The organism is Vibrio pomeroyi (assembly GCF_024347595.1).
Lineage (GTDB): Bacteria > Pseudomonadota > Gammaproteobacteria > Enterobacterales > Vibrionaceae > Vibrio > Vibrio pomeroyi.
The window spans coordinates 794,042-806,820 of sequence record NZ_AP025507.1 but is presented as its reverse complement, the minus strand read 5'-3'; the positions used below and the strand labels follow the sequence as shown (position 1 = coordinate 806,820).

Annotated in this window: 3 protein-coding genes; all 3 read right to left on the bottom strand. The window is 45.3% G+C overall.

The features are described 5' to 3' along the window. Window positions 1-16: 16 nt before the first annotated feature. From OCV12_RS19695 to OCV12_RS19685, 3 genes are read right to left on the bottom strand one after another with little or no spacing between them, the layout of a single operon-like run. A complete protein-coding gene (locus OCV12_RS19695) occupies window positions 17-1,342 on the bottom strand; it encodes an HlyD family type I secretion periplasmic adaptor subunit (RefSeq protein WP_107898391.1) in 1,326 nt (441 codons plus the stop codon). Then, window positions 1,335-3,494 carry a type I secretion system permease/ATPase gene (locus tag OCV12_RS19690; protein ID WP_261886988.1) on the bottom strand — a complete coding sequence of 720 codons (2,160 nt, stop codon included), beginning with the start codon at window positions 3,492-3,494 and terminating at the stop codon, window positions 1,335-1,337. Before OCV12_RS19690 ends, OCV12_RS19695 begins: the two co-directional genes overlap by 8 nt. Before the next feature lie 33 nt (window positions 3,495-3,527). Continuing rightward, on the bottom strand, window positions 3,528-12,704 hold the full coding sequence (locus OCV12_RS19685) for a T1SS-143 repeat domain-containing protein (protein WP_261886987.1): 9,177 nt from the start codon (window positions 12,702-12,704) through the stop codon (window positions 3,528-3,530). Window positions 12,705-12,779 lie beyond the last annotated feature (75 nt).

Here is a 12,779-nt window from a genome sequence, read left to right as displayed (position 1 = left end):
TATGCTTTAACCCACTTCATCGTTCGCGAAGTGAGTTTTCCTTAGCTCGTAAAATAGGTTTTAACCAATAACTCAATACTGTTTTTTCACCGGTTAAGATATCAACCGCCACTTGCATTCCTGGGATAATGCTAAAGGCAGAGTTTTGTTGTTGGTCTTCATTTAACTGAATATGGGCTCGGTAATAGGCGTTGCCATCTTCTGTTTGCAAGGCGTCAGCACTGACATAAGTCACCTCGCCTTTAAGCCCACCATAAATGACAAAATCATAAGCAGTGAATTTAATCGTGGCGCCCAAACCTTTATGCACGAAGGCAATATCCTGTGGCGAGATTCTGGCTTCAACAATCAACTGGCTGTTCGACGGAATCAGCTCAATAATTGGCTCACCCGGCCTCACCACACCGCCAATGGTGCGAACAAATATCTCTTTCACCGTGCCATCGACGGGCGCCAAAATTTCAGTTCGTTTCAACTGGTCGGCAATCGCCTGTTGGCTTTCGTTCAATTGCGCGATTTTACTGGCCACTTCATTCAATTGACCTTGTACCTTGGCACGAAAGTCGAGTGCGATGCTGCGATGATCCGCTATCGATTCTGAGTAAGCAGCTATCTGTTTTTGAGCCGCCACTTTTGAGCTGGCAATATCGCCTTTCAGCTTCACCACATCACGGTTCAGCTTCAGCAGTTCAACCTCAGCAACCGCGCCGCTCGCGACCACGTCTTTGAGCATGTTGCGTTCACGAATAACGATATCTAGGCTACTTTCTAGAGTCTGGATATTATTCAGCGTATCAACACGCGCTTGGTCTTGTTGCTCAATGCGAAGTGCCGCCTCTTCAAGCTCAGATTTCAACTGACCTAAGCGCTCTCGGTAGTTTGCTTTTGCGTTCATCAACGCGGGATGACTTGATACATCAACAGCAATATCTTGTGGCACCAAGACCACTCGCTCATACCACTCTTTCGCATCGTTATTTAAAACAACCGTCGACAGTTCAGCCTTTAATCTTAATTGTTGAGCAAGTAAGGTATCCGCTTGTTGAGCCGACTCTAGAAAAGCGGCTTTAAAACGCGTGTCTTCTAGCTTAGCCAGAGGTTGGCCTTTCACGACAGATTGACCTTGTCGTACCATGATCTCTTGAACCAAGCCGCCTTCTAGACTCTGAATGGTTTGAACTGAAAGGCTCGGCACAACTTTGCCTTCACCGATCACCACTTCTTCTAGTGTTGCCCACGTCGCCCAACCGATAATCGAGACAATAAGTAGAGCACTTAGCCAAATCAGCTTACGAGAACGGAATGCCAAGTGATTGTTGGTCCACTGAATATCATTACTCATGACGACCTCCCTTCACCACTGAAACCGTCTTAAAACGACTGATTCCTTTCGGAACACTTTTCTTCTGTAGAGAGAGGATATCTTTTGGCTCACCCTCAGCCACGATCTGGCCTTTATCCAACACAATCACACGGTCACACATCATCAAGAAAGAAGATTTATGCGAACTGATCAGCATCGAGGTTTCTCTCGGCATGCTTTGTAGTGCATTGAAGAACTGTATTTCAGCTTGGTTATCTAACGCGCTGGTCGGCTCATCCATGATCAATAGCTTTGGACAACGATATAATGCTCTCGCTATCGCCACAGCTTGGCGTTGGCCCCCTGAAAGCAATCGGCCACCTTCACCAACTGGCGTTTCTAAGCCATTGCTTAAGCGCCCCATATAACCATTCAAACCCGACTGTTGTAGAGCTTGTCTCAACTTCTCCTCATCAACGTTAGTCGCCCCAAGCGTGACGTTGTCGTAAACACTTCCGAAGATAAGATTGGTGGTTTGCCCTACCCAGCCCATGCCACTGCGCAACACACTGGTTGGCCACAATTGCCCATCGATTTCTTGATAAAAAGCTTGCCCTGTTGTGGGTAAATATTGGCGAGCAACAATCGATAAAAGCGTGGTTTTTCCGGCTCCTGCTGCGCCCACAAGGCCAACTCGTTCACCCGGTTTTATCTCAAGAGAGATTTCCTTTAACGCAGGACTTTGCGTTTCTGGATAGGTAAACATGACTTCATCCAACCTAACCCCGCCATCAAAGTGCCCCTTATCGATTACTTGGTGTTTAGACTCTTCTTGAGGTAACTCCATGATTTGATTCAGGCCTTCGACGGCCGATCGTGTTTGTTGGAATCTCAGCATTAAAAGAGAAAGTTGATTCACCGAGCTCGCAGCGCGTCCACTCAACATCACCACAGCTATCAAGCCGCCCATGCTCAATAGGCCTTCAGAGATCTGATAAACACCGAAGATGATCAGAGTGATGGTGACAATCTGCTGACTCGACTGGATGGAGTGCGTCACGATATTCGAATAGTGGCGAGATTGAGTCTGCCATTGAGAGAGCGATGAAATCGTCTGCTCCCAACGCTTTTGAGTAATACCTTCAGCGTTATTTTGTTTAATGTCCGGAAGGGTTGTTAAACAATCAAACAGCTGCGCTTGTCTTTGTGTTGATAAACGTGCGGTTTCATCGAATGTTTTCTCGACTTTGCCTTTCATCGCTATGCTCAACACAATCAAAACAAGCATGATCGCGACAGGTATGAACATCATCGCCCCACCGAGCCAACCGATAAGGAAAAGGAATAACAAGGTGAACGGTAAGTCGACTAACGTGACCAAAGATATGGAAGTGAAAAAATCTTTCACGCTGTCGAAGTCTTGAAGCTGTCTGGCAAATGCACCTACCGATTGAGGTCGATTTTCCAACTTCATACCGAGCACTTTAGAGAACAGTTGAGAAGACAACTTGTTATCAATATAGCGCCCAGCCATATCAGTCACAGAGCTTCGTGAACTTCTCAACACCCAATCAAAAATAACGACAATGCCCACTCCTGCGGCCAACACCCACAAGGTATTAAACGCTTGGTTTGGTACCACACGGTCGTAAACGTTCATGGTAAACAGAGGTACAACTAACGCGAGTAAGTTGATCAAAAATGAAGCGATAAACAGGTCTCGATACCAAGGCTTCACTTCTTTGACGACACGCCATAACCAACGAGTATTGGATTTATTCTCGCTACGTTCATGGGATTGTACGCGGGCATCATCAAGCGCTTGAGCACCCACTTGCCACACATACGGTTCTACTTTAGCAACCAAGTCTTTTAAAAGGGTTTGTTGGCTTGAATTAGTTTCGCAATCCAATACATGAAAGTCGCCACCGGAACTTTGAGTGACGACAAGAGGAGTCCCTGTCGCAGAATTAACGGCAACAACAGGGAACTGACATTGAATCAGTAATTCTTTTTTAACGTGGCTCAGCGTTAACCCCGACTTCTCAATCGCTCTTGGAAAAAGGGATTCATTGAGCCGGCCTTCATCTAAAGGTAGGCCAGACACTATTTTGGAAGGATGGCTGCGAACATTAAAATGCTCACACAACCACTCAACACAACCTAGCCAGCTGTCTTTTTGTTCTACCAATCTAAACTTCCTTTTATAGACTGTACATCTAACTTACAGCGTTAAATTATTGTCTTCTATCATTTTTTGTAAAATTTGTGCTTCTAATGCACTGCTGCTGTCACCTTGATACAGATCGTCGTACGTGACATCGGCAAGTAAGATGTTTTGTTGAACGTCTTCATCACCATTTGGTTTAATAGAAATGGTTACGCCTTCTCCAGATTCTTCTAAATCTAGGTATTGTGTTGCTCCTACTCCGGTATTCAGCCCAAGGCTTCCTAGAATACCTGAGAGGTCAATTGCATCTGTATTTGGAGACGCATCAAAATCTTGAACCACATCGTAGCTTGGGGTCTCTGCACTCCCCAAACCTGACGATTCAAATACAAAATTATCTGAGCCTGCGCCGCCAATCAGCAGATCGTTATCCTCTGTTGCGGTAATCGTAGAGTCTCCTTCAGCGACAAATTCAACCGATACCGTTTGAGGCAAACCTACCGCTTGGTTGTTGCCTATCTCTGCAGACGGCTCAATCGTTAGCTCAAATTGATCACCACTGCTGTAGCCCCCTGTTATCGCCAGGTTAGGTACATCTGCCAGGTCCACCACGTATTGTCCTCCGACCATCGAACCATGTGAGAAGGTCAAACCTGCAGGTATGTCATAGATGGTGATAAAACCCTCCTCTGAATCCGCGGGGTTAACCAAAGAAAGATCTAAGCCTAGAGGAATCGTGCCACTCGCTTCCGCGACTATCGATGGGTATTCAACGCTCAGTAACGGAGCATCAGGTTCTGGTGTGATAACAAGCGTCATGTCTTGCGAGCTTGGGTCACCCGTGTCGACCACTAACTCACCAAGTACAGTGTTTTGATCGACCGTTCGGCCTGTAATCGTAATATCGAGATTACCAAACGCATCGCCTGCAAAGAATTCGAGCTCATCGACAGAGCTGGCTTTTACGATGATCGTCGCCTGTATGATGCCACCAACACTGGTGAAAGAACTGGTTTCAGAGCCAATTCGAATTCGGTCTAACCCAACTAACCCTGATGGGTCCGAAGTCCCATTTACCGTTACCGTAATTGACAAGAATTCATCACTATTCGTCTCAAAGCTATTCGCATCAAGCGGAATAACAATGCCTTCATCTTCACTGCCCGTCAGTTGTTCAGGTAAATCGAAGAACTCAACCTTGTCACCAATAGGGTTCACACCGACCGTGAATTCAGATTCGGTATAACGAATTTCTGTGGTGCCGATTTCTTGAGTAATCGCCTCAAGTACAAGATTCATGTCACCACTGAAATCTCGTGGCGGCATGATAACGAGATCTGCGAGCTGGCTCGGATCCAGCTGCCACTCGTAAGTAGGGTTACCATCAAAAGTGCCGCCATCGACGCCATTATTCGGTACCAATTCGTAACTATCGCCCACTTTTAACGCGACAATTGCGCCTTCAGGCACGCCTTTCAATGCCAAGGACATATTTTCAGAGCCATCTTGGTCAATCAGCTCTGCGCTAAGTGATGACAATGAAATATAGTTGTCTTCATCGCCGACAATGTCTTGTGTTACCAAGTTTGCCGCGTCAGCGACAGGTTCAACCGTGATCGTCACTACAGTCGTTTTATCTTGCGTATCCGTTTCAGTTACGCAATCCGCTTCATCGGTAATATTGGCTGTTACCGTTAAGGTAATTTCACCACTGTAGTGTTCTGGTGGTGTCACCAACACATCACTCAATCGGCTAGGATCGGTTACCGTCCATGTGCCATTGCCGTTATCAACCAACAAGCCAGTATCGGCAGGGCTTTCCGACAGTGTCACACCATTTGATACTGTGATGGTCAGAGAGTTAACGGTCTCTTTACCAGTAGCGCTGTTGCCTTCACCCGTGATTAACTGGCCTTCTTCAACGCTATCTCCAAGAACAAGCTCAAGATTAAGATCCGTTGTGATGTCTTCTTGGATTGTTGTCGAATCCGTTGCAACCGTAATGTCATCGACAACAGGCAGTACTTGAATACTGATCGTTTGATTTGTCGTGACTGTTTCACCATTACACGGTGAGGTTTCGACCGTCTCTATCGTGAAATCAATGCACCCTGCAAAGTCTTCATCTAACCCAGTTAGCGTTAACTTCGATAGACCACCAGCAGTAATCGAGTAACCGACCACTTCACCAGTTGCATCATATTCAGCAATAACACCTTCCCCTGAAATCTCGACGCCTTCAGGCAGAGAGTCAGCTGGAATATAGAAAGAGATCGTGTTGTCTGGGTCACTGGCAACATCAGTATTTAATAAACCCGTTAGATCGATATCTTCACCTTCTGGCGTTTTAATATCGCCATCAGGTTGGATTGGACTTGGTGGGCCGACAGGGTCACAAGAACCGCCCCCGCCGTCATGACCTGTAATCTGAATTTGGAATGAGGTATCAATGTATTTCGAATCTTCACCATCAATGACACGAGCACGCACCACAATATCTAACACAGGGGTGTCACTTGGGCTGGAGATCGTCATGCCGCTCAGGATTTCTTGCGCCAATTCTTGGATAGAATCACTCGTTAGGCCATTCGCCGAGATAATCCAGTTTCCTGAAATATCTTGAGCGGCTCCGTTCGGGTGGTCGATAATCAAAGAATAACCATCAGGTACATCGATCAAGATATAATCTAAGTACTCAGAGCCATCCATATCAGCATCAACAAAAGTAACCGCATCTGACACGTTGACCGGAGAGCCGTCATCACTGGTGTACAGCTGACCCGAACTTTCTAAACGTGTATCTGACTCGACCCTCGCATCAACAGTGACACTAATGGATCCCGAGATATCTTTTACATCGGTCGCGCCCGTCGGCGACGTATCTGTAACTTCATAAGTAATTGGGATTGAGAACGTGCCGCTCAAATCTTCAGTTGCCGTTACTGACAACCTGCCGCTGTTTAAAAGCTCCGATAATGTTGGCGTCGTGCTATCCAATAGGCTCTCTAAATCCAAACCTGAAGCAGGCACTTCGATCACACTGCCGTCAAAATAGAGAGTCAGATCAGCAGGAAGGCTATCAATCACATACCCAGTTAAAGACTCACTGCCATCGACATCTTGATTTACAGATGGTTCAAGATTCAATCCGATTTGGCTGTCTTCAATACCTTGAGTGCTTACCGTTTGGCCATCTTTTTGATCAACAACAGGCGCTAACTCTACCTTCAAGGTCATCGGAAATTCGCCCGAATCACCGTCAGGTTCAGTTGAGATAGCAATAACGGTAAGTTCCAGTTCGCCACTGAAATCAGCGACTGGCTTAAGATACAAATCATTCAATTGTGCATTAGAGACTTGGAATACTGCGCCAGTAACATCATCGATATAAGCAATCGTCAGTGACACTGGTTCACCCAGAGCATCCACCAGCAAAGTGCCTTCAGGGATGTTGGTCAGGAGAATGTTGATCTCTTCTGAAACATCGTCATCTGAGGTTTGAACAACAAAGTCGAGTCGAATCAAACCATCTTCATTGAGAACAGATTGATTGCTGATGACTTTAGTGTCGCTATCATATTCCCAGTGTGCATTGCCTCCATCCACAACAACAGGCTCATCCACTACACCTTTGAGGAAAATATTGATGGTTTTAGTATCGCTAAGCGCAGTCACATTAACAGGGTCTAACGAGTCAATTGTCGATTCATAAGAAACGGCAGTCACGTTAATGAATAGGTCTTCCGTAAAGGAGCTGATGTCTTCTTTTGGGATTAAATAAGCGGTGCCGTTCTCTATCGCTTCAGCAGACACGAGATAAGTATTAGGACCAATTAGGTCAAACAATCCTCCTTGAATCGCCCAGCCGTCTTGCACTTCAATCTGATAACTTAAAGATTCAGAACCATCGGTATCAGTCAACGCACCATTGATTACGTTCTTTAAGAAGATGTTTTCATCTTCCAAACCTTTGTAATCTTTAACAGATAAAATTGGAGTGTCCGCATCCGGTGAGATCTCAACGACTACAGTATTAACAATATCGGCAGTTCTATCATCTGGATCCGCAAAGGTATTTCCTGCTTCAGTCGCAATCGCAGTAATTTCAAATTCAAATCGACCCGCTAAATTTTCATCAGCTCTGATTTCCATTTTGTCGATTTGATTCTGAGTGTACTCCTTACCCTCTTTAACGGCATTTCCGTTCAAGGTGATATTCAGACCATCTGGAATACCACTTATCGTATAAGTTAGTGTTTCCGACGAATCTTGGTCAACGAGTTGAGCGGTAATATCAAGCTTGATAGGGTCGGCATCATCTTCCACGGATTGATAAGTGAAGACCGAATCAGACCAATCAGGTGCGTCAGCTACAGGTAAAACAGAAACAGCAATATCAGCGGTCAGCTCTTTTGGTACAGTATCGGTACTAATAATCGCGTTGATCGCCAAAATAACCGTCGACGTGGTATTGGACTCATGCAGAGCTGGACGATAGGTCAACTGTCCATTCGGGCCTGTAAACTGACTATCAATTGCAGCCAATTGACTTCCAGACAAGGTGACTTTGCCGTCTACAACTTGAAGCAATACGTCATCAAGGTACAAACTACCACCGTTTAAAGATGCTTCGGAGAACTCAATAGCCGTAACGGTTTCGCTTTGGTCAATATCTCCAGTTGAAACACTGACTACAATAATCGCATCGTTATCTTCTGTGGTTTCCGAATCTTCATAACGAATAAAACCTTCGTTATCATCCAGTATGAGCTCAGCGTTACTAACGACTTCATCGCCATCGGCATCTCGCACCAAATAGTCAATGTCATCGACGATCTTGGGATCGGCAGGGTTGGTCGTTACATTCGGTTTCGTCGTTAGTTGGTAGCTACCGTCTGATGAGAGAGTAAACTGGCCGTATACGCTACCACTGTCAAAATCGTTGATTAGATCAATGGTTATTGGGGTATCAGCATCTACAAAGGTGTAAGTAGTACCGCGATAATCGAAACTAATAATGGTGGCGCCATCAGCGCCAGCAAATTCTTCCGTTAAAAACTGTCCGTTAAGGTTGTCGCCTTCCACTAACTCAATAGAACCACTTCGCGCAATTGGAACTGCGTCAGTTACGTTTACAGAGTAAATAGCGGGATCAGAGCTATCGCCGTCGGCATCTGTGACAACCAATTCAAAATTCACAGCAAGGTTATTTTCACCGTCACCCGTGGCATGATCGAGCGGTCCATAAAGGTTAAACTCGGTGGTGCCATCGTTGTTGAAGCGAATTCGGAAGATATCGTTACCTGACGAATCTTGCGCGTAATGCCAACCATCGGCATTTACTTCCTGTAAGGAAATCGCTCGCCCACCACTGGTGTAACCGAGAGCATCAAATGCATCAATATTAATTGATACGGAAGCAATATCGTCCGAGCCTTGAATTATGGATATAGATGGACTCGGCTCTTCAGTACCGGCTTGTTCGTTGTCACCAATGAGTCCATCTTCATCAACAGATATACTGCCTACAATTGAGAATGCAGGATCTTTACCGTCGTATATTTTAATGTCGGATTCTTGCGTGTCTCTCGATCCATCAGAGTCAATGGTGACGATAGACGCTGGGATCGTCAGCTCGGTATCTTTAGAACCAGAGCCATGATCAATGGACTGATAAAGCTCAATGACGACATCAACACTTGTTGAACCATTGGCTTCAAGGCTGAAGTTATCTGGTAGTTTGATTTTGAAAACAGCATCACCGTTACCGAGAACTGCATCAAAGGTACCATTACCGTTATCACGCCAAGTTAGCGCTTCACCATTATTGGTTACCGCTATACCATCACTGTCGAGAACAGCTTGACCAGTGGTCACATCCAAACCTAAGAAAACCAGAGGGTCATTGCCCGCGGTAACGGCTAAGCTCACGTTTGCTGTTGAGCCAACTCCCGAAGGTATGCTATCAGCGATAGGGGTTTCACTCAACTCAACAGTTCCCGAACCAATCGTCGGCTCACCGCCATCAGTCACTGACACGTTCAAGGTTAATTTGGTTTCATCGTTGTCATCATCTCTGGCAGTGACAACAAATGGAATTTGGTCTGTAGGGGAACTTTGATCCAAGCCTTTATTTAAAACAAATGTGTAGGTTACATCCGAGTCAACTTGGCTATCTGTTTGAGGGAAGCTAAGCGTAAAAGCAACGTTCTCCGCACTGACAGAACCAACGTAACCGGTGAGTAAGTTTCCGCTCGGTGAGACCGTGTAGACAATCTGTTCGCCTCCGCTAAATAACATGGGTTGATCAGCTAAGTTGAAAAAAAGTGCTCCCTCGTAATCACTTCCTAAATTGAGACTGAAAACACCAGTGCTTGTCGTTGCACCACTTGAGAGGTCAGATTCATCAACCGCAGCATCACTGACAGATACTAATATAGGGTCAGAACCATCTTTCACAATCCATTCGAATCGCCCTTCCCCTAATGGTGTTCCATCGAGATCATTACCTTCAATGAGCATTGGCAGAGTAAAAGAATCTTTAACCAATTCGTGGTTAAGTGGTTTATTCAACACGAGCGTGACATTAGCTAAAACATCATCACCACTTGAAGTTGCGGAAAGTGTCAGTGTAAAGATCGTCTCACCACTTACTTGAGCGGTAATAACTTTCCCATCAGCAGAAAGCGTGTAAGACAGTGGAAAGAGAATTTCACTTGTTGTCAGGTTCAAGGCATCAAGCTGGTTGAGGGTATCAGCACTAAACACTAATGAATCAGGGTCAGGATTATCAGACTCTCCTAAAACTGTAAATTGCCCGACAACGGTTTGTATACCGTCCGAAACATCTGTTTCTGTGGTGGTTGCATCCCCATCCAGTATTTGTCCAGCATCACCATCGAAAATATCGATAACCGCGGTGCCATTTCCGAAGTCATTACTGCTATCGCCTGCGACATAGTTGAAACTGATGTTTTGAGCTACGGTGTGATCTAAGTTTCTGTTGGCGACAAACGTCCAGTGACCATTTGCAAAGACGGTTAAAACACCTTCATCAAGAGTAAATGATACAGGAGCACTGCCTGATATTGTTTGGGTCGTCCCATCAACTTCAACACTTTTTATGGTTAGCTGGGTATCAAGATAGATATCGTTATTGAGTACATTGCCGGATACCACCTCACCTTCAATAACGTCATAAAATTCATCAAAAATGAGTGGTTCCGAATCTTTAATAACAATAGGCAGATGACCAATAACGAGCTCTGTGGTGCCGTCCGCATCCGTTTGTAAACCCTCAATAACCAGCGCGGTCTGAATAGAATCTAAATCAGCCTCTTGGTCAATCGCCTTATAGAAATTGATGTTTACGTTACTGCCGGAAATAGCAGCATCGAATACAATTTGGCCATCGCTTCGTGTTCCAACCAAGCTTTGCTTGTCAGACGATACTGCGACAGTAATCGTTAAGCCTTGCGAGGTTAATGACTCAGCTAGACTTTGATCATCACCAAACGAGATGTCTGCAAAATCGATGCGAATATCTGATGTTTGTGTTTCATCGCCAAAAATACCGATGACGTTTTCCGAAAACACCACAGATTCAGGAAGAATAATCGTCGGCATGTCATCGATGGCCTCGTTGCCGACTGTATTGAAAACTTTTGCGTCAATCGTCCATTCTGCAGATGAATCTAGGGCAGAAATATCAATATTCTCCACCAGCCAGTTACCCGCAGAATCAACAACACCTTCAAATACTAGGGTCTGAGTCCCATCGCTTACTTCAATGTAAACTGGGAGCCCTTCTGCAACATTGGTTGTACCCTGCATGGTGGTAAGTTGGCCACTACGGAATGCCAAAATACTAAAGCCATCTAACGTATCAATATCAATAACTGGCGAAACAGTATCAATAACAATGACCCCTGCACTATTTACTGCATTCGCTGGGTTACCTGCGATATCAATAGTGTCAGCCTCAATAGAAATACTGCCATCTGCAAAGCTCGTTAAATCAACGCCTTCAACAGACCAAGCACCATTCACAACCGTTGCCGTTAGAACGATCACGTTGGTGGTGCTATCTGAAATTCGGATGTTGACCGTTTGTCCATCCTCAACATTTTGTACCGTACCAAGGAATTTGGCAGATTGGATTTCGAAACTATTGAGAACACCATCCCCGCCATCATCAACACTTGCTGTAATACTCGCCAGCGTATCTTTGACAATGGTGTCTGTCGCTGTCGTTGGATTTCCGGCAACATCGATGGTGTTAGCAATCACCGTCAGTTCCCCTTCCGCAAAACTAGAGTAGTCTTGTAGAGTAAGAGTCCATGTACCACCCGATACGGTCGTTGTGTATTCTTGGGTGAGGCCTTGGCTATCAGTAATGGAAATGCTTATCGTCTGACCATCTTCAACATTAGTTACTGTACCTACCAAGGCACCATTATCGACTTCGAATTTGTTATAAAACTCATCGCCAAAACCATCAAAATCGACATCGATTGTGGCTAGAGTGTCTTTGATTGTAGAGTCGTTAGCAGTAATGCTATTGCCAAAGTCATCGGCGATGACCGCGTCGACCTTAAGGTCACCTTCCGCGAGTGAAGAGAGATCAACACCGTTGACGACATAAGCTTCGTCATTTGTTATTGCGGTGGTGGTGACTGTGTTGCCATTCACATCGGTGATCGTTAGAAGAACGGTACGCCCGTCTCGAACATCAACAGCGGTCCCCGTTATCGTAACTGAAGGTACTTCGAACTGGTTTTCGTACCCATCACCACCATCTAAAATATCAACGGTTAATGCAGCACTCGGTAAAAGTATGTCGAGGTTGCCTTCATTCGATGTTGTATCGTCTTCAAAGTATTCTGTTGGTCGAGTATCAAAACCGGCTTCTGCCAGAGTTTCATCTAATGTCGAACGAACGTAAGCAATGAAAGAGGCGCTAGCGCTAGGTTGGTCATTGGCGGAGTTCTGTTGCTGAGGTGCGCTTTCGATATTGTTGACAAGCTGAGTAACCACCTCTTCCAACTGTTGTTCTACAGCGGCTATTTGCGGTTCAGTGAGAGGTTGAGTTTGGTCCAAATTCTGAGGCTCAATGCTCACAACTTGCACACCTTCAACTTTGGTTTGTGATGCGGGCACTTGAAGCCAAGTACCATCGGCCATCACCTGCCATACAACGCCACCAACTTCGATATATAAAATAGGATCCATCCTAAACCTCTTCCTTACAAAAACGCTGACATTGAGAACATCAATTTACTCAATAAAAGGGGATAAAAATCAGCG